The 18,586-nt window shown below is 70.3% G+C and carries 19 protein-coding genes; 14 read left to right on the top strand and 5 right to left on the bottom strand.

Annotation, left to right across the window (positions count from 1 at the left end; translation table 11 throughout):
• Window positions 1–124: 124 nt before the first annotated feature.
• The 9 genes from ACFW9D_RS18780 (at window position 125) to ACFW9D_RS18740 (ending at window position 10,295) form a co-directional block, all read left to right on the top strand.
• Window positions 125–919 carry an enhanced serine sensitivity protein SseB gene (locus ACFW9D_RS18780; RefSeq protein ID WP_384623218.1) on the top strand — a complete coding sequence of 265 codons (795 nt, stop codon included), beginning with the start codon at window positions 125–127 and terminating at the stop codon, window positions 917–919.
• Between the two features lie 127 nt (window positions 920–1,046).
• Entirely contained in the window at window positions 1,047–1,850 is an 804-nt protein-coding gene (locus ACFW9D_RS18775; RefSeq protein ID WP_188336748.1) for an enhanced serine sensitivity protein SseB C-terminal domain-containing protein, read from the top strand.
• A 310-nt stretch (window positions 1,851–2,160) separates the two neighbouring features.
• Window positions 2,161–3,168, top strand: coding sequence for an ABC transporter permease (locus ACFW9D_RS18770; RefSeq protein ID WP_188336747.1), 1,008 nt, complete (start codon window positions 2,161–2,163; stop codon window positions 3,166–3,168).
• A 70-nt stretch (window positions 3,169–3,238) separates the two neighbouring features.
• The gene (locus ACFW9D_RS18765) at window positions 3,239–5,035 is read left to right on the top strand and encodes an ABC transporter substrate-binding protein (protein WP_384623216.1); all 1,797 of its coding nucleotides are present in this window, start codon (window positions 3,239–3,241) and stop codon (window positions 5,033–5,035) included.
• A 110-nt stretch (window positions 5,036–5,145) separates the two neighbouring features.
• Window positions 5,146–6,144 (top strand): ABC transporter permease, encoded by a 999-nt coding sequence (locus ACFW9D_RS18760; protein WP_188336745.1) that lies wholly within the window; start codon window positions 5,146–5,148, stop codon window positions 6,142–6,144.
• Window positions 6,141–7,241, top strand: a complete 1,101-nt coding sequence (locus ACFW9D_RS18755) for an ABC transporter ATP-binding protein (RefSeq protein WP_384623214.1) — start codon at window positions 6,141–6,143, stop codon at window positions 7,239–7,241. The genes ACFW9D_RS18760 and ACFW9D_RS18755 overlap by 4 nt, the downstream gene beginning before the upstream one ends.
• A gap of 23 nt (window positions 7,242–7,264) precedes the next feature.
• On the top strand, window positions 7,265–8,572 hold the full coding sequence (locus ACFW9D_RS18750; protein ID WP_384623212.1) for an ABC transporter ATP-binding protein: 1,308 nt from the start codon (window positions 7,265–7,267) through the stop codon (window positions 8,570–8,572).
• Between the two features lie 105 nt (window positions 8,573–8,677).
• The gene (locus ACFW9D_RS18745; protein ID WP_188336742.1) at window positions 8,678–9,349 is read left to right on the top strand and encodes a trimeric intracellular cation channel family protein; all 672 of its coding nucleotides are present in this window, start codon (window positions 8,678–8,680) and stop codon (window positions 9,347–9,349) included.
• A gap of 70 nt (window positions 9,350–9,419) precedes the next feature.
• A complete protein-coding gene (locus ACFW9D_RS18740; protein WP_188336741.1) occupies window positions 9,420–10,295 on the top strand; it encodes a thioesterase family protein in 876 nt (291 codons plus the stop codon).
• Window positions 10,296–10,542: 247 nt separating this feature from the next.
• Here the strand turns inward: ACFW9D_RS18740 and ACFW9D_RS18735 are convergent, their stop codons facing one another.
• Window positions 10,543–11,130: a TIGR03086 family metal-binding protein gene (locus ACFW9D_RS18735; protein ID WP_384623210.1), complete on the bottom strand. Its 588-nt coding sequence runs from the start codon at window positions 11,128–11,130 to the stop codon at window positions 10,543–10,545.
• Window positions 11,131–11,230: 100 nt separating this feature from the next.
• Here ACFW9D_RS18735 and ACFW9D_RS18730 point away from each other — a divergent pair, with 100 nt between their 5' ends.
• The gene (locus ACFW9D_RS18730) at window positions 11,231–12,208 is read left to right on the top strand and encodes a helix-turn-helix transcriptional regulator (protein WP_384623208.1); all 978 of its coding nucleotides are present in this window, start codon (window positions 11,231–11,233) and stop codon (window positions 12,206–12,208) included.
• 6 nt (window positions 12,209–12,214) lie between these two features.
• On the opposite strand, the gene ACFW9D_RS18725 is transcribed toward ACFW9D_RS18730, so the two are convergent.
• Window positions 12,215–12,838, bottom strand: coding sequence for a TetR family transcriptional regulator (locus tag ACFW9D_RS18725; RefSeq protein ID WP_384623206.1), 624 nt, complete (start codon window positions 12,836–12,838; stop codon window positions 12,215–12,217).
• A 100-nt stretch (window positions 12,839–12,938) separates the two neighbouring features.
• Here ACFW9D_RS18725 and ACFW9D_RS18720 point away from each other — a divergent pair, with 100 nt between their 5' ends.
• From ACFW9D_RS18720 to ACFW9D_RS18710, 3 genes are all read left to right on the top strand, one after another.
• Window positions 12,939–13,100 carry a hypothetical protein gene (locus ACFW9D_RS18720; protein ID WP_384623205.1) on the top strand — a complete coding sequence of 54 codons (162 nt, stop codon included), beginning with the start codon at window positions 12,939–12,941 and terminating at the stop codon, window positions 13,098–13,100.
• Between the two features lie 193 nt (window positions 13,101–13,293).
• Entirely contained in the window at window positions 13,294–13,512 is a 219-nt protein-coding gene (locus tag ACFW9D_RS18715; RefSeq protein ID WP_384623225.1) for a DUF4190 domain-containing protein, read from the top strand.
• An 88-nt stretch (window positions 13,513–13,600) separates the two neighbouring features.
• The gene (locus ACFW9D_RS18710; RefSeq protein ID WP_384623204.1) at window positions 13,601–14,770 is read left to right on the top strand and encodes a cysteine desulfurase family protein; all 1,170 of its coding nucleotides are present in this window, start codon (window positions 13,601–13,603) and stop codon (window positions 14,768–14,770) included.
• A 187-nt stretch (window positions 14,771–14,957) separates the two neighbouring features.
• Here the strand turns inward: ACFW9D_RS18710 and ACFW9D_RS18705 are convergent, their stop codons facing one another.
• Complete coding sequence (locus tag ACFW9D_RS18705) at window positions 14,958–15,647, bottom strand: N-acetylmuramoyl-L-alanine amidase (RefSeq protein ID WP_384623203.1); 690 nt, start codon at window positions 15,645–15,647, stop codon at window positions 14,958–14,960.
• 88 nt (window positions 15,648–15,735) lie between these two features.
• Here ACFW9D_RS18705 and mnmA point away from each other — a divergent pair, with 88 nt between their 5' ends.
• Window positions 15,736–16,881: a tRNA 2-thiouridine(34) synthase MnmA gene (gene mnmA / locus ACFW9D_RS18700; protein ID WP_384623201.1), complete on the top strand. Its 1,146-nt coding sequence runs from the start codon at window positions 15,736–15,738 to the stop codon at window positions 16,879–16,881.
• Window positions 16,882–16,921: 40 nt separating this feature from the next.
• Here the strand turns inward: mnmA and ACFW9D_RS18695 are convergent, their stop codons facing one another.
• Together ACFW9D_RS18695 and ACFW9D_RS18690 are read right to left on the bottom strand one after the other, a co-directional pair.
• Window positions 16,922–17,989, bottom strand: a complete 1,068-nt coding sequence (locus tag ACFW9D_RS18695) for a hypothetical protein (protein ID WP_384623200.1) — start codon at window positions 17,987–17,989, stop codon at window positions 16,922–16,924.
• A 301-nt stretch (window positions 17,990–18,290) separates the two neighbouring features.
• Window positions 18,291–18,449 carry a hypothetical protein gene (locus ACFW9D_RS18690; RefSeq protein WP_384623198.1) on the bottom strand — a complete coding sequence of 53 codons (159 nt, stop codon included), beginning with the start codon at window positions 18,447–18,449 and terminating at the stop codon, window positions 18,291–18,293.
• Between the last annotated feature and the right edge of the window lie 137 nt (window positions 18,450–18,586).

The raw sequence follows: 18,586 nt of genomic DNA, 5'->3' as shown, positions 1-18,586 counted from the left end.
GAAATGCGGCGCGCAGCGCCTGCATTTCAGGGGCGCGGGGAACTGCGCGACCAGCCCCCACCGGGCCGGCACGGGATATCGTCTGCGCGGCGGCACGACATGTAGGCAGAGGTAAGGCGCAGCGATGGAGCACCCCGAGATCCCGGACCAGCAGGAACCGGGCCGAGAGCACCCCGCAGGGACCGGCTGGCCGGCGAACGAGCTGGAGGAGGCGCTCGCCGCGGCGGTGGGTCAGCCCGGCGAGGTCACGGGGCCGCGCATCGTCGAGGTGCTGGGCCGCAGCCACATATGGATCCCGCTCCCCAAGGGCGGCACCACGGCGAGCCGCGACCTCGACCTGCCCACCCTGGAGATCCAGGGTCAGGCCTTCGTCCCGGTCTTCACCTCCGAGCAGCAGTTCATGCAGGTCACGGGCGGCCGGATGGACTGCACCGTGGCCCCGGCCGCCGAGTTCGCCCGCGGCCTGCCGCCCCAGGCGGGCATCGTCCTGAATCCGGACGGCGCGGTCGGCCTGCCGCTGCCCCCGCCCGCCGTCGCGGAGCTGGCCCGCAGCGGCCGCACCCCGCTGGACGGCCCCTCGACCGGCGGCCGCGTCGTGCTGTCCGAGCCGGACTGGCAGGACGACCCCGTGGACTTCCTGACCGCGGTCCGGGAGGAGTTCGAGGCCGCCGGCACCGTGCTCAGCGCCCGTCGCTGCCTGGCCACGGTCGAGGACGCCGCCCCGTCCCTGTTCGTCGGCGTCGAACTGAGCCAGTGGGAGGGCAGCGCCCGGGACGTCCCGCTGGACGCGCTGGGCCGCGCGCTGGGCCGCGCCCCGCTGGCCTGGCCGGTCAATCTGGTCTTCCTCGACGTGACCCAGGACCCGGTCGCCGACTGGATGCGGACGCACGTACGCCCGTTCTATGTGCGGGAAGGATGACGCCGTCCGTCAAGTCGGTGTCAGGAACGCCGCTTAAGCTGGTTTCATGACCTGACCGGACGGCGCGCCGCCCTCCGGTCGAAGCGGTAGAAGCGGAACACGGACGTTCACGAAGGGGCGGTTACGGGTGAGTGCGTCGGGCACGGCCGCGGCCGGACAGGTCGAGCACATGCTGCGCCAGGTGACCCCGGGGCGCTTCGACGCGTACGAGGCGCTCCTGCAGGCGCTCGCCGACCCGGCGTCCGGCCAGGTCTGGATGCTGCTCTGGCACGGCCAGGCCGGTTCCCCCGACGCCCAGTACGGGAACATGGAGGTCGACGGCTTCTCGTACGCCCCCTGCGTCACCTCCGCCCAGGAGCTCTCCGCCTCCGGCTGGTCGCGGGCCTACGAGGTGGTCGGCGGCGTCGACGCGGCCCGCACCCTGTACCCCGACCACTACGGCCTGTGGCTGAATCCGCACGCGCCCGGCGGCGGGGTCGGCATCCCCTGGCTCGACCTGCGGCGCATCGCGGGCGGCCTGGACCGGCAGCCCGCGGGCCCGCTGCGTCTGTCCGACCCGTCGATCGAGCTCCCGCAGTTCTACGCGGTCCTCGCGCAGAACGCGCACCGCACGACCGCGATCCGCTCCCTGCGCCGCGCCTGGGTCCAGCCCGCGCTCGGCGCCCCGTACCTCGCCATCGGTCTCGACGTCTACGACACGTCCCCGGCCTCGGTGGACGCGGTGCGCGGGATGATGCAGCAGTCGATCACGGCGGTGCCCGAGGGCCTGCCGGTCTCCACCGTCGCGATGTCCGACGAGTACGACCCGGTCGCGCTGTGGCTGCGGGCGAACGCGCGGCCGTTCTACGACCGCGAGGCCCACGCCGCGCCCGCGGCTCCCGCCGGCGGTGGCGGCTACGGCTACCCGCCGCCGTACGGCGCCTCCTACTGATCGATCACCGCTCCGGGACGGCTTCTGCCGTAGAGCGGCGATTTCGTGATCTGGGTGCATTGTCCGCTCTGGCGTCACTTCCGCCCCAACTGCCCCGCGTCCGGACCCCGTTCACTGCTGTTCGGATAACGGAACCCCCTAGGCAGCATCACGGTTAGGCATCCTTTCGCCGACAGGTCTGGCAACAGATCACGCACAGGTTGAACACTCCCTCTCCTAGGGGCTTCGCCTCTTTGTACGACGGACTGATCACGCCGCTACAGCGGCAAGTGCGGGCCGGCTACCGCCGGTTGAGAGGGGTCCTTGCCTGATGACGGCACCACTGCATGAGCCGACCGCCGAGGCGGCCCCCAGCGCGGCCGAAGAGGCGGCGGCAGCGAGTACCGGTACCAAGAAGGTCCAGGGACGTTCGCTGGGCCGGATCGCCTGGGAGCGCCTCAAGCGGGACAAGCTGGCCCTCACCGGCGGTGTCGTCGTGCTGGTCCTCATCCTGGTCGCCTTGTTCGCGCCGCTGATCGCGCACCTCGTGGGCCAGGACCCGGACGCGTATCACGAGGACCTGATCGACCCGCTGTTCGGCACCCCCCGGGGTTCGCTCGGCGGCATGAGCGGGGAGCACCTGCTGGGCGTCGAGCCAGTCAACGGCCGCGACATCTTCGCCCGCATCATCTTCGGTGCCCGTGTCTCGCTCCTGGTCGGCTTCCTGTCCGCCCTGGTCGCGGTCGTCCTCGGCACGGTCCTCGGCATCCTGGCCGGCTTCTTCGGCGGCTGGGTCGACTCGCTGATCAGCCGGATCATGGACGGCCTGCTGGCCTTCCCGCAGCTGCTCTTCACGATCGCCCTGGTCGCGGTGATGCCCAACCACCTGCTGGGGCTGACCGGTTCGAGCGTCCGGGTCTTCGTGATGATCCTCGTCATCGGCTTCTTCGGATGGCCGTACATCGGACGTGTGGTCCGTGGTCAGACCCTTTCGATGAGGGAGCGCGAGTACGTCGAGGCCGCCCGCTCGCTGGGCGCCGGACGGCTCTACATCCTCTTCAAGGAACTGATGCCCAACCTGGTCGCGCCGATCATCGTCTACACCACGATGATGATCCCGACGAACATCCTGACCGAGGCGGCGCTGAGCTTCCTGGGTGTCGGCGTCAAGCCGCCCACCTCCTCGTGGGGGCAGATGCTCTCGAGCGCGGTCGAGTACTACGAGTCGGACCCGATGTACATGATCGTCCCCGGTGTGGCGATCTTCATCACGGTCCTGGCCTTCAACCTCTTCGGCGACGGCGTGCGGGACGCGCTGGACCCGAAGGCGTCCCGCTGAACTGCCGTACCTCAAACGTCCCGTGGCTCGTACACGGGTCTCTCTCATCAACTCCGGAGGATGCTCGATCGTGACTACCCAACGCACCTCAGGGCGGCGCAAGCAGGCTGTAGCCGCTGCCGCCGCGGTCGCGGCGCTGCTGACCACGGCGGCGTGCGGCGGCGGCTCCGACAACGGCAACGGCGGCTCGAAGAACGGCGCTGCCGGCTACGACGCGGCCAACAACAAGGTCGCCCAGGCCTCCGCCGCCAAGAAGGGCGGCACGCTGAAGTTCGGCAGCGCCCAGGACGCCGACTCGTGGGACACCACGCGCGGCTACTACGGCTTCATGTGGAACTTCTCGCGCTACTACAGCCGTCAGCTCGTCACCAACAAGACCGAGCCGGGCAAGGCGGGCGCCGAGGTCACCCCCGACCTCGCCACCGGTCTCGCCAAGGTCTCCGACGACGGCAAGACCTACGAGTACACCCTGCGTGACGGCCTGACCTGGGAGGACGGCAAGCCGATCACGTCCCAGGACATCAAGTACGGCATCGAGCGCGTCTGGGCGCAGGACGTCCTGTCCGGCGGCCCGGTCTACCTGAAGGACGTGCTCGACCCCAAGGGCGAGTACAAGGGTCCGTACAAGGACAAGGCCAAGGACAAGCTCGGCCTCAAGGCGATCGAGACGCCGGACGAGAAGACCATCATCTTCAAGCTGCCGGAGGCCAACTCCGACTTCGAGGAGATGCTCGCGCTGACCTCGGCGTCCCCGGTCCGCCAGGACAAGGACACCAAGGCCAAGTACGGTCTGCACCCGTTCTCCTCGGGCCCGTACAAGTTCGAGTCGTACAGCCCGGGCAAGAACCTGACCCTGGTGCGCAACGACAAGTGGAAGCAGTCCTCGGACCCGATCCGCAAGGCGTACCCGAACAAGATCACGATCCAGTTCTTCTCGGACGCCAACCAGCTCGACCAGCGTCTGCTCAACGGTGACCTGGACCTGGACGCGAACCAGACCGGCATGTCGCCGCAGGGCCGCACCACCGCCCTGAAGCAGCACAAGGGCAACCTGGACAACCCGGTCTCCGGCTACGTCCGCTACGCGGCCTTCCCGCAGAGCGTCAAGCCGTTCGACAACATCCACTGCCGCAAGGCCGTGATCATCGGTGCCGACCACGAGTCGCTGCAGACCGCCCGTGGCGGCCCGCTCGCGGGTGGCGACATCGGCACCAACATGCTCCCGCCGTCCGTCGCCGGTGCCGAGGGTCAGAAGTACGACCCGTACAACGCGGCCGGTGCGGACAAGAAGGGCAACGTCGCCAAGGCCAAGGAAGAGCTCAAGGCCTGCGGCAAGCCGAACGGCTTCTCCACCACGATCGCGGTGCGCAACAACAAGCCCGTCGAGGTGGCCACGGCCCAGTCCCTGCAGGCGTCGCTGAAGAAGATCGGCATCAAGACCGAGATCGACCAGTACGACGGCTCGCAGAGCAGCAGCGTCATCGGTTCGCCTTCGAACGTGAAGAAGAAGAACTACGGCATCATCATCATGGGCTGGGGTCCGGACTTCCCCACCGTCCAGGGCTACGGCATGCCGCTGTGGGACAGCAAGTACATCCTGTCGAGCGGTAACAACAACTACGCGCTCATCAAGGACAAGTCGATCGACGGCCTCTTCGACAAGTACGTCAAGACGCTCGACGACGCCGAGAAGGCCACGATCTCCACGGAGATCAACCACAAGGTGATGGAGGGCGGCTACTACCTGCCCTTCGTCTTCGAGAAGTTCATCAACTTCCGTTCTTCTCGCCTGGCGAACGTCTACACGTCCGACGGCTACAGCGGCATGTACGACTTCGTCAACCTCGGTCTGAAGTCCGGCAACTGATACCGGCACACCCGCCGAACGGCACGAAAGGCAGGTGAAGGCCGGCGCGGCGGTATCGCGGGCCACTGGACACAATCCGGTGGCCCGCGGTCCGCGGCGGGCCGAGAGCTGTGCTCGCTTATCTCCTCAGGCGGTTGTTCGCCGCCGCAGTGATGCTCGTGGTCATCGTCATGGTGGTCTTCTGCATCTTCTTCCTCGTCCCCAAGTGGGCGGGCGCTGACATCGCACTGAACTTCGTGGGCAAGCAGGCCGACCCGGCCGCCATCGAGGGAGTGCGGGAGAAGCTTCGGCTCGGCGACCCGATCTACTTGCAGGTCTGGGAGTTCTTCAAGGGCATATTCGTCGGCCGCACCTACTCCGGCGGCGGTGACGTCACCCAGTGCGCCGCCCCTTGCTTCGGCTACTCCTTCCGTACCGAGCAGGCCGTCTGGCCGGTCCTCACCGACCGCTTCCCGGTCACCCTGGGCCTGGCGCTCGGCGCGGCCGTCCTGTGGCTGATCTTCGGTCTGGCGGCGGGTGTCCTGTCGGCGCTCAAGCGCGGCAGCCTCTGGGACCGCGGCGCGATGGTCATCGCCCTCGCCGGCGTCTCCCTCCCGATCTACTTCACCGGTCTGCTCAGCCTCGCGATCTTCGCGTTCGGGCTGGACTGGATCGACGCCCAGTACGTCCCCTTCACCGACAGTGTCGGCGGCTACCTGGGCGGCATGATCCTGCCCTGGATCACGCTCGCCTTCCTGTACGCGGCGATGTACGCCCGGATCACCCGCGCCACCATGCTGGAGATCCTCGGCGAGGACTACATCCGCACCGCCCGCGCGAAGGGTCTCAAGGAGCAGGTCGTCATCGGCAAGCACGCCATGCGCTCCACGATGACGCCCATCCTCACGATGCTCGGCATGGACCTCGGCGCCCTGATCGGCGGCGCGATCCTCACGGAGTCGACGTTCAACCTGCCCGGCCTCGGCCGAGCCGTCCTCGACGCCATCCGCACGCAGGACCTGCCCATCATCCTGGGCGTCACCCTCATCACCTCCCTGGCGGTACTCCTCGCCAACCTCGTGGTGGACATCCTGTACGCCGTGATCGACCCCCGAGTGAGGCTCGCATGACCGGAATCAGCAAGAGCGGCGCCGCCGTGAGCGAGCCGGTGAACACCGGCTCGCCGGCGCCCACCTCGTTCCTGGAAGTGCGCGACCTCAAGGTGCACTTCCCGACCGACGACGGCATCGTCAAGTCGGTGGACGGGCTCTCCTTCAAGCTGGAGAAGGGCCGCACCCTCGGCATCGTCGGCGAGTCCGGCTCCGGCAAGTCGGTCACCTCGCTCGGCATCATGGGCCTGCACACCGCCGGCCAGTACGGCAAGCGCAAGGCGCAGATATCCGGCGAGATCTGGCTGGACGGCACCGAGCTGCTGTCCGCCGACCCCGACCACGTGCGCAAGCTGCGCGGCCGGGACATGGCGATGATCTTCCAGGACCCGCTCTCCGCGCTGCACCCGTACTACACGATCGGGCAGCAGATCGTGGAGGCGTACCGGATCCACCACGACGTCGACAAGAAGACGGCCAAGCGGCGCGCGGTCGAGATGCTCGACCGCGTGGGCATCCCGCAGCCGGACAAGCGGGTCGACAACTACCCGCACGAGTTCTCCGGCGGTATGCGCCAGCGCGCGATGATCGCGATGTCGCTGGTCAACAACCCCGAGCTGCTCATCGCCGACGAGCCCACCACGGCGCTCGACGTGACGGTCCAGGCGCAGATCCTGGACCTGATCCGCGACCTGCAGAAGGAGTTCGGCTCCGCGGTCATCGTCATCACCCACGACCTGGGCGTCGTCGCCGAACTCGCCGACGACATCCTCGTCATGTACGGCGGCCGCTGCGTCGAGCGCGGCCCCGCGCTCAAGGTGTTCGAGGAGCCCCGGCACCCCTACACCTGGGGCCTGCTCGGCTCGATGCCGCGGCTCGACCGCGACCAGCAGGAGCGGCTGATCCCGGTCAAGGGCTCCCCGCCGTCGCTGATCAACGTCCCGTCCGGCTGCGCCTTCAACCCGCGCTGCCCGTACGCCGACATCCCGAAGGACGACGTCACCCGTACGGTCCGTCCGGAGCTGACCGAGGTCGGCTCCCAGCACTGGGCCGCCTGCCACATGAGCCAGGAGCAGCGGGAGCGTATCTGGACCGAAGAGATTGCGCCGAAGCTGTGACCGAGAACTCCAAGGACGCGGCAGTGAGCATTCCTGCGCAGAGCGATGGCGGCACCAAGACGGCCACGCAGTCCAAGAAGGGCACCAAGAAGGACGTCGCCCCCGGCGAGGTCCTGCTCAAGGTGACCGGGCTGCAGAAGCACTTCCCGATCCGCAAGGGGCTGCTGCAGCGCCAGGTGGGCGCCGTGCACGCCGTCGACGGCATCGACTTCGAGGTCCGCTCCGGCGAGACGCTCGGCGTCGTGGGCGAGTCCGGCTGCGGCAAGTCGACGATGGGCCGGCTGATCACGCGGCTGCTCGAACCGACCGGCGGCAAGGTCGAGTTCGAGGGCCACGACATCACGCACCTCGGCGTCGGCGGCATGCGCCCGCTCCGCCGTGACGTGCAGATGGTCTTCCAGGACCCGTACTCGTCGCTGAACCCGCGCCACACGATCGGCACGATCGTCGGCGCCCCCTTCAAGCTGCAGGGCGTCAAGCCCGAGGGCGGCATCAAGAAGGAGGTCCAGCGGCTCCTGGAGGTCGTCGGCCTCAACCCCGAGCACTACAACCGCTACCCGCACGAGTTCTCCGGCGGTCAGCGCCAGCGCATCGGCATCGCCCGCGCGCTGGCCCTGAACCCGAAGCTCGTCGTCGCGGACGAGCCCGTCTCCGCCCTGGACGTCTCCATCCAGGCCCAGGTCGTCAACCTCCTCGACGACCTGCAGGAGGAGCTCGGCCTCACGTACGTGATCATCGCGCACGACCTCTCGGTCATCCGGCACGTCTCGGACCGGATCGCGGTGATGTACCTCGGCAAGATCGTCGAGCTCGCCGACCGCGACGACCTGTACAAGACGCCGATGCACCCGTACACCAAGGCGCTGCTGTCCGCCGTGCCGGTGCCCGACCCGAAGCGGCGCGGCGCCAAGAGCGAGCGGATCCTGCTGCGCGGCGACGTGCCCTCGCCGATCTCGCCGCCCTCCGGCTGCCGCTTCCACACGCGCTGCTGGAAGGCGACGGAGATCTGCGCGGTCAAGGAGCCGCCGCTGCTCCAGCTCGCCACCGGGCACCAGGTGGCCTGCCACCACCCGGAGAACGCCGAGGACCAGGCGCCCGAGGACACCAAGCTGCTCTCGGTCGCCAAGGAGGCGATCGACGTGGTGACGGTCCCGGCCCCGGCGGACCCGGAGCCGGAGGCGCCTTCGGTTCCGGAGGCGGCCGAGGAGCCGGCCGAGGAGCCGGCCGGCGAGGCTTCCGCCGAGGCGGAGCCCGAGGCTGCCGAGCCCGAGGCCAAGTCGGAGGCTCCGGAGAAGGCTGCCGAGGCCGACTCGGACGCCGAGAAGAAGTAGCCAGAACCGGTCCGGGCCGGGGTGGACGCCGTACGCGGCGACCGCCCCGGCCCGTCCCGTGGGTACCGGAGGCGATCACTCCGGCGTGACAGGTAAGAATGTCGCGTGATCCAGGAACTGTTCACCCCGTCCGTCCAGCATTGGCTCGACCTCGTCGGCATCTTCGTCTTCGCCATCTCGGGCGCCCTGATGGCCGTCCGCAAGAACTGGGACGTCTTCGGCATCGCCGTACTCGCCGAGGTCACCGCGCTGGGCGGCGGACTGTTCCGCGACCTGATCATCGGGGCCGTGCCCCCGGCCGCGTTCACCGACCTGGGCTACTTCATCACCCCGCTGATCGCCGCCGCGCTGGTCTTCTTCCTGCACCCCGAGGTGGAGCGCACCCAGACCGCCGTGAACGTCTTCGACGCGGCGGGCCTCGGCCTGTTCTGCGTCACCGGCACGACGAAGGCGTACGACTACGGCCTCGGCCTCACCTCGTCCGCCGCCCTGGGCGTGGCCACCGCCGTCGGCGGCGGTGTGCTGCGCGACATCATCGCCAACGAGGTGCCGTCGCTGGTCCGCTGGGACCGCGACCTGTACGCCGTGCCCGCCATGGTCGGCACGATCATCGTCGTCCTCTGCATCCGCTACGACGCCCTGACCAGCGTCACGAGCGGCGTCGCGGTCGTCACCGCGTTCGTGCTGCGGCTGCTCGCCATGCGCTACCACTGGCGCGCGCCCCGCGCCTGGAACCGCAGGTCGTCGACGACCGAGGTGACCGACGAGGTCGTCTGACGAGGCGGTGTAACGAAGGCTTCACCTATGAAAGCTACCGCTTAGTAAGTTCCTGTTGTACGTTGCCGGTATGGCAGACGCAGTATCCACGCAGGAGCGCACGGTTCCGGCGCGCATCGGTGACAGCGAGTTCGACCGCGACACCGCGGTCACCCGGCGCGAGCCCGGTGTCTACGACATCGACCTCTCCGCCGGCTGGACGATCATCAACGCCGTGAACGGCGGCTATCTCCTCGCGGTGCTCGGCCGCGCCCTCGCGGACGCGCTGCCGCACGCCGACCCCTTCACGGTCTCGGCGCACTACCTGACCGCGTCGACGCCCGGCCCCGCCGTGATCCGGACCGAGACCGTCCGCACCGGCCGCACGCTCTCCACCGGTACGGCCTCCCTCTTCCAGTACGCCGAGGACGGCACCGAGGTCGAGCGCATCCGCGTGCTCGCCTCCTACGGCGACCTCGACGCCCTCCCCGACGACGTGCGCACCACCGCCACCCCGCCCGCCCTCCCGCCGATCGACCAGTGCTTCGGCGCGGGGGACGCCCCCGAGGGCGCCCCGCCGGTGCCGGGCAGTTCCGCGATCACCGGACGGCTCGACCTCAAGCTCGACCCGTCCACTCTCGGCTGGGCGCTCGGCGCACCCTCCGGCAAGGGCGAGATGCGGGCCTGGTTCGGGCTCGCCGACGGCCGCGACGCGGACCCGCTGTCGCTGCTCCTCGCGGTGGACGCGCTGCCGCCGACCGCCTTCGAGATGGGCCTCAAGGGCTGGGTGCCGACCGTCGAGCTGACGGTGCACGTGCGCACCCGCCCGGCGCCCGGCCCGCTGCGCGTCTCCATCACCACCCGCAACCTGGCGGGCGGCTTCCTGGAGGAGGACGCGGAGGTCTGGGACTCGGCCGACCGCCTGGTGGCCCAGTCCCGCCAACTCGCCCGCGTCCGCCTCGGCTAGGACTCGCCGGGCCTGGGCCTCTCCTTCGGACCAGGCCCGCCGCGTCCTAGGCCGTGTCCGCAAAGTCCCTCCCCCAGCTAACGCTGGGAGGTGCCCCCAGCCGGTCGACGCCCGGCACGCACTCTCGCCGCACCGGGCGTAAGGCCAAGTACATCCAGTACGAGGCCTTGCGCCCGGCACGCCGAGAGCACGCACCAGACGCCGCCCGGCCGCCCTTCGGGCGACGACGGGACTTTGCGGACACGACCTAGCCCCGGTTCCGTACGTCCACCGGCTCGCGGCCCAGCCAGGCCGCGAGCTCGCCGTACGGTCCCGAGCCCTCCGGCACCGGCGTGACGTCGGCGAACGGGGCCTGGGGACCCCGGGGGCCATCCGGCAGGACCTGCCGGGCGGTGCCGAGCGCGATCGCGGCGAGCTCCGGGTCGAGCGTGCCCGGCCGGCCCAGCGCGTCCCACAGGTCCCACGAGTGCGCCACCGTCTCCATGACGTACCCGGCGACCGCCGCCCGGCCCGGCACCCTGCCCCACGGCACGGTGACCTCGTCGTCGAGCCGGGCGTCGTCCTGCCAGGCCTTGAGCGCGGACTGCCGCGCGTCCTCGTAGCCGGCCGCGAAGGCCTGGTCCCCGAGCTCGTCGGCGAACGGCTCGACGGCCAGCGCGTCCCCGCCCTCGCCGAGCACGGCGAACCGCCGGGTCGCGCCGATGAGATGGGACACGAGCCGACGGACGTCGAACTCCGTACAGGGCGTGGGGTCTTCGTACTGTCCGGGCCTCACCTCGGCGACGAGCCGGGCGGCCTGGACGGTGGCGCGTTCGAAAACGGGACGGGGGTCCATGGTGATCTCTCCTCGGCAGGAACGGCAGTACCCGGAGAATGGCCGCCTTACCTGACAGGTTCCGTCAGCATTTCCGGCCGATCTGCGGGACGCTGAGGGCGTGAAGTCCGACCGCCTGCTCTCGATCCTCCTGCTGCTCCAGACCCGCGGCCGGGTCCCCGCCCCCGAACTCGCCGAGCGTCTGGAGGTGTCGGTCCGCACCATCTACCGCGACGTCGAGGCCCTCTCCGCGGCCGGTGTGCCCGTGTTCGCCGAGCGCGGCCGGCACGGCGGCATCGCGCTCCTGCCCGGCTACCGCACCGATGTCACCGGGTTGACCGCCGACGAGTCCCGCGCCCTGTTCATCCTCGCTGCGCAGGGCGCCCACAGCGCGCTCGGGCTCGACGCGGCGTTCGGCTCGGCGCTGCGCAAGGTGATGGCGGCTCTGCCCGAACCGCACCGGCCCGCGGCCGAGTTGACCAGTCGCCGCATCCTCGTGGAGTCCTCGCGCTGGATGGGCCCGCCGCACCGCGAGGTCGACGTCAGCGCGCTCCAGGACGCCGTGTTCACCGAGCGCCGCCTGCGGATCCGCTACCGGCACAGCGGCACCGAGACCCTCCGCACCTACACCGTCGACCCGTACGGCCTCGTCTCCAAGGCGGGCGTCTGGTACCTGATCGCCGACCGCCGGGGCGTGCCCCGCCTCTTCCGCGCCGACCGCATGCGTGAGGCACGGGTCACGGACGCGCCGGTGCGCCGCCGCAAAGGGGTCGAACTCGCCGATGTATGGGCGGTGTTGAAGAAACGCGTCGAGCAGCGCCCCGGCGGCCTGGAGGTCGTCGCCCGCGTCCACCGCAGCCGCTACGACCTCTTCCTGCGCATGTGCGCGAACTCCCTGCTCGACCACCCCGACCCCGACACCGACGCCGAGTGGATCACGGTCCGGCTCGCCTACGGGGTCCTGGGTGCCGCCCGCACCCTGCTCCCGTTCGGCACCGCCGTGGAGGTCGTCGAACCGCCGGAGGTGCGGGCCGAACTGGCGCGGTGCGCGGCGGAGATCACGCAGATGTACCAGGCCGGCGAGGGTGAGCCGGCCTGACCGGGCTCAGGCCCCGTCGAGCCAGTGGCGGCCGCCGAGGGTGATCAGCCGCAGCTGACGCTCGGCCAGATCCGCGACGCGGGGGAGGTCCTCGGGGGGCGTGGTGAGCAGTTCGGCGGCCGTCTGCATCATGTGGTCGACGTAGAGCCGCGCCAGCATCGACAGGTCCTCCTCGTTCCAGCCGGCCGACTCGGGCTCCAGGGCCAGCGCGTCGCGCACCTCGTCGACGAACTGCGCGAGCTGCGCGCCGATCGCCTCCCGCACGGGCTGCACCCCGCCGAACCGCTCGCGCGCGAGGAAGCGGACGTGCGCCGGGTGCGCGGCGACGTGCCGGACGATCAACTCGACGGTGCGCGCGATCCGTTCGTCACTGTCCCAGGTCGCCGTCAGCTGGTCGCGGATCATCGCGTGCAGGCTGCCGAGCGCCTCCTCGACCAGGGCGACGCCGAGATCGGCCGTGCTGTCGAAGTGCCGGTAGAACGCGGTCGGGGCCACGCCCACCGCGCGCGTGACCTCGCGCAGGCCCAGGCTGCTCAGGCTCTGGTCCGCCAGCAGCTCGAGCGCCGCGTCGAGCAGCGCCTGCCGTGTCTTCTGCTTCTGGGCCTGCCGGATGCCGAGGGTGTGACTCATGTCATCCAGTTAACAACTGTTCTCCGTAATTGGGAACCCGGTGGGAGAGTTAGACTCAAGAGTCAGTGAACAGTTGTAACCCAAACCTGAGAGGTTCTCCATGCTGTTCCTCGTAGCGGCCCTCCTGCTCCTGGGCTTCGCCCTCGGCACCGTGGCCCACGCCCCGCTCTCCTTCACCCTGGTCGCCGCCGCCGTGATCGCCGTCTGGCTGATCGTCTTCGCGGTCCGCGAGCGCCACACCCGCCGCCGTCACCAGGTCTGACACCCGTCCATCCATACAGGGGGTACCGAAAATGCAGCTCACCGCAGAGCAGAAGTCCGAGATCGAGACCGAGACCGGTGCGGTCGCCGAGTCCGGTGAGGTCACTGAGGCCATTGAGGTCACCGAGGCCGCTGAGACCGTCGAGGCCGCTGAGAGCGCGGAGGCGGCCGAGCGCCGCCGGGACGCCGACGGCATGGCCGTCGCCTCCTTCGTCCTGGGCCTCGTCGGCCTGCTCGTCCTCAACATCTTCCTCGGCCCGATCGCCATCGTCCTCGCCGGACTCGCCCTGATCCGCGGCACCGCACGGCGCGGCCGCGCCCTCCTCGGCCTCACGCTGGGCATCGCCGACCTCGCCGTCCTCGCGTCCTTCATCGCCGCCGACGGAACCCTGTCCTGGAGCATCGCGGGCTGACCCCGCGCCCCCGGACGGGGCCCCGCGTGGGACGGGACCCCACGCGGCTCCCGAGGTCCGGCCGCGGACTCGTAGAATCGTGGCCACCATGGCTTACCTCGACCACGCCGCGACCACTCCGATGCTTCCGGAGGCGGTCGAGGTGATGACCGCCCAGCTCGCCGTCACCGGCAACGCCTCGTCCCTGCACGCCGCGGGACGCCGCGCCCGGCGCACCGTCGAGGAGTCCCGCGAGTCCCTCGCCGCCTCCCTCGGCGCCCGCCCCAGCGAGGTCGTCTTCACCTCCGGCGGAACCGAGGCCGACAACCTCGCCGTCAAGGGCCTGTACTGGGCGCGCCGCGCCGCCGACCCGGCCCGCACCCGCGTCCTCGCCAGCCCCGTCGAACACCACGCCGTCCTCGACGCCGTGCACTGGCTCGCCGAGCACGAGGGCGCCACGGTCGAGTACCTCCCCGTCGACTCCCACGGCCGCGTCCACGCCGCCGCGCTGCGCGAGGCCATCGAGCGCAATCCGGACGACGTCGCCCTCGCCACCGTCATGTGGGCCAACAACGAGATCGGCACCGTCCAGCCCGTCCACGAACTCGCCGACGTCGCCCGCGAGTTCGCCGTGCCGCTGCATGCCGACGCCGTCCAGGCCTTCGGTCAGCTCCCCGTCGACTTCGCCGCCTCCGGGCTCGCCGCCATGACCGTCTCCGGACACAAGGTCGGCGGCCCCTACGGCATCGGCGCGCTGCTCCTCGGCCGCGAGTACGCCCCCGTCCCCGTACTCCACGGCGGCGGCCAGGAGCGGCACGTGCGCTCCGGCACCCTCGACGTGCCGGCCATCGCCGCGTTCGCCACCGCCGGGCGGATCGCCGCCGAACAGCGCGACTGGTTCGCCCGCGAGATCGGCGGCCTGCGCGACGCCCTCGTCGACGCCGTCCGCGCCGCCGTCCCCGAGACGATCCTCGGCGGCGACCCGGCGCCCGGCGGCCGGCTGCCCGCCAACGCGCACTTCACCTTCCCCGGCTGCGAGGGCGACTCGCTGCTGCTGCTCCTGGACGCGCAGGGCATCGAGTGCTCGACCGGCTCCGCCTGCACCGCCGGCGTCGCCCAGCCCAGCCACGTCCTCCTGGCCACCGGCACCGACCCCGACCTCGCCCGCGGCACCCTCCGCTTCTCCCTCGGCCACACGTCGACGGCGGCGGACGTCGAAGCGGTCGCGAAGGCGATCGGTCCCGCGGTGGAACGTGCCCGCACGGCGGGCCTGACCTGACCTCACCTGACCCGCTCCGCGGGGCGACGGGCGGGACTCGGTCGAGCCGGGAGGCCACGCCGGACGGTCATATCGGACCGGTGCTGAACCCCAATCCCGCCGGCCCCGGTCCCCGGCCGGCCTGGCGGGCCGGATCCGCAACCGTGCTGACCGGCTGACCGGCTGACCGGCTGCCCAGCCGCCCGGCTCAGGCCTTCGCCGCGCCCGCCCGCTCGTGGGCGGCCCGCACCAGCCGCATGTACCGCTTCCAGTCCCAGTGCGGGCCCGGATCCGTGTGGTCCGTGCCCGGCACCTCGACGTGCCCGACGATGTGCTCCCGGTCCACGGGTATCCCGTACCGTCTGCAGATCCCCGCGGTCAGCCGCGCCGAGGCCTCGTACATCGCGTCCGTGAAATCCTGCGGGCGGTCCACGAAGCCCTCGTGCTCGATGCCGACACTGCGCTGGTTGTAGTCCCTGTTCCCCGCGTGGAACGCGACGTCCAGCTCGCGGATCATCTGCGCGATGTGCCCGTCCTTGCGCACCACGTAGTGCGCGGCCGCGCCGTGCCACGGATCCTTGAACACCCTCAGCGTGCCCTGGTAGCTGCCCTGCGTGACATGGATGACGACCCGGTCGATCGTGTAGTCGGCCGGGCGGTCCGCCCGCCGCCAGTTCGCCGCGGCCGCCGCCACCCACTCCGCGCCCTTGAAGTCCACCTCACCGGGCTTGCGCGGCTTGTCGATCCCCGGGACCTGCCACCACATCCGCGCCAGATCACCCCGCGCGAGCAGCCCCACGCCCACCGCCGTCGCCGCGCCTCCGACGATCAGCGCACGCCGGCTGACGACCCGGTCCCCGTCCCGGCCCTTCGCCTTGCCCGAACCCCGCTCACCCACGCGACACCGCCCCCGTTCTTCCCCCTACGAGATCCAGAACGGATCTCCGGGGCATTCGGTTCCCACGGGCCCGTACCCTGTTAGGGCTATGACTTCGCAGACGCCGCAGCCCCCCGTCCCCGAGAAGGACCGCCCCCTCCGCGTGCTCGCCGCCATGTCCGGCGGCGTGGACTCCGCCGTGGCCGCGGCCCGCGCCGCCGAGGCGGGCCACGACGTGACGGGCGTCCACCTCGCCCTCTCCGCGAACCCGCAGTCCTTCCGCACCGGCGCCCGAGGCTGTTGCACCATCGAGGACTCCCGCGACGCGCGCCGCGCCGCCGACGTCATCGGCATCCCCTTCTACGTGTGGGACCTCGCCGAGCGCTTCCGCGAGGACGTCGTCGAGGACTTCATCGCCGAGTACGAGGCCGGCCGCACGCCGAACCCGTGCCTGCGCTGCAACGAGAAGATCAAGTTCGCCGCGCTCCTCGACAAGGCGCTGGCTCTCGGCTTCGACGCGGTGTGCACCGGGCACTACGCCAAGGTCCTCGTCGGCACCGACGGCACGCGTGAGCTGCACCGCGCCTCCGACATGGCCAAGGACCAGTCCTACGTGCTCGGCGTCCTCGACGACCGCCAGCTCGCCCACGCGATGTTCCCGCTCGGCGACACGGTCACCACCAAGGAGGAGATCCGCGCGGAGGCGGAGCGGCGCGGCCTCGCGGTCGCCAAGAAGCCCGACTCCCACGACATCTGCTTCATCGCCGACGGCGACACCCAGGGCTTCCTGGCCTCCCGGCTCGGCAAGGCCGAGGGCGACATCGTCGACGAGGCCGGCACCAAGCTCGGCACCCACGAGGGCGCCTTCGGCTACACCATCGGCCAGCGCAAGGGCCTGCGCATCGGCACCCCGGCCCCCGACGGCAAGCCGCGCTACGTCCTGGACATCTCCCCGGTGACCAACACGGTGACCGTCGGCCCCGCCGCCTCCCTCGACGTCACGTCCCTCACGGCCGTGCGCCCCCGCTGGTGCGGAGCGGCCCCGGCCGGCCCCGGCACGTACACGGCCCAACTCCGCGCCCACGGCGGCGAGACCGAGGTCACGGCGGAACTCCTCGCCGACGAACTCCACGTCCGCTTCACCACCCCGGTCCGCGGCGTCGCCCCCGGCCAGGCGATCGTCCTGTACGACGACACACGCGTGGTGGGCTCGGCGACGATCGCGACGACGGAGCGGGTGGCGGCGAAGGCGTGATCTCCGCCGCGCCGCGCGGGGCAGCCGCCTTGTCAGAGGGTCATCTCAGCGCCCTTCTTCCGGTTCGCTCCCTGGTGGCTGTTCCGGTGGCCGTCAGCAGGGTGGTCAGGTCGAGCATCAGGGACTCGTACCGCTGAACCATCGCGTCGTAGGTGGTGACCATGGCGGCCACCCGTTGGGCGACTGTGGCGTCGAACGAACCCTTCCGATCCGGCGCGACTTCAGAGGGGGAGGCCGCGGCGGCGCAGGCCGCCTCGACCGCCTCCTCACACAGCATCGACACGGCGCCGTTCACGAACTCGGCGAAGGAGAAGACAGCCTCCGTGACCTCTGCGTAGTGCTCACTCTGGGAGTGGAACGCGTCCCGGGCGGTCTCCAGTCGGTCCGCGATCCGCTCGAAGTGCGTCCACGCCGCATCCGCTGCGCTGCCCCGCCATGAAGTCCCGAGCACCTCATTTCCGTGCCGCAGATTCTCCGCCACGTCGGCACACAGGTCTCCCAGACGTAACCATGTATCGGCGCATTCGATGTATTTGAGCCAGTCACCGGTGAGCCATTCGGCAACGGTGCCGATGACGTCGAATTCGAAGGCCAGTCTCAACCCCTCGTGTGCCTGCTCCGACGGAATGCCAGCGCTCAGCAGCGTTCCCGCATGCGCGTCGTGCACCATCCAGGTGACGTCGCGACGGCCGCGTCCGGTGCGGCCGTTCGCCCTCTCGAGTCGAACCGAGGCATCTCGCACGTCGCGAAAATCGGCCCTTCCGTCGGGCACGGCCCGGATGACCGGGGCGCCCGTTCCGGCCTGGAAACGCGCGGCGTCCAGTGCGCGCGCCCGGCGCGGATCCACAGTCCGGTACCAGGACGCGGATGTGCGCAGCTCCGTCTCCGCGTCACGGAGAATCATGCCGAGTCGGCTCAACACGTCCGTCGCCTGCCGGACCTTTTCCGCGTGGTCGCCCACGGCCAGATTCCAGGCATCCCCGGAAACCGAGAACCCGATGCGGGCGTTGCTGTCCAAATAGGTGAGCCCGTGACTGCAGTCGTCGCCTGCGCGGCAGACGAGGGACGCGTATTCGTCCAGAGGATCCGCCTCGACGGCGAGTGTCACGCATCTCGGCTCGGCCGTGCGGGCAGCGTTTCCCCTGTGCATGCCGACTCGTTCAGGACTCGTCACTGCGCAGGCTCCGGATTCCGTAGAGAGCGGCAGCCACGCAGGCTGCCGCGATACCGGTGAGACCCAGGGAGAATTCCTCTCGAAGGGCCGTGATCGGCGCGGCTGTCGCCATGAGGGTCGCCACCAGGGTCATGTGTCCGACCGAAGCCCGGTGGTAGCGGTTCGCCCGGCCTTCAGGGGTTCGGGCATCCAGGTTTTTGAGGTACATGTGCTTTTCCAGGTCCGTGCGTCGCGGCTAGACGAGTTTGTTGTCGTAGGCGTGGCCGACGACGGGGAATCTCTGCAGTTCGTCCGCCATGCAGAGCGTCAACGTTCCACCGGCCGCCACGGAGGCGGTCACCGCGAGCAGGACGTTCTCGTACTGCTTCACGAGGTTGCTGTATTCGGAGATCATCTTCGAAACGCGTTCTGCTGCGATGGCGGCACCGGCGAAGGAGCCGAGCAGACCGACTCCTGTGGTCGCGGTAGCCCCCGGTGCAACCCCGGGGCATGGAGGGTTATAGGGCCGGGCGCCGATTGTTTGGTGAGATG

Origin of the sequence: Streptomyces sp. NPDC059524 (assembly GCF_042749255.1) — a bacterium.
Classification (GTDB): domain Bacteria; phylum Actinomycetota; class Actinomycetes; order Streptomycetales; family Streptomycetaceae; genus Streptomyces; species Streptomyces xanthii.
The sequence above is the reverse complement of the archived record's forward strand: the minus strand, read 5'-3'. Positions and strand labels throughout refer to the sequence as shown.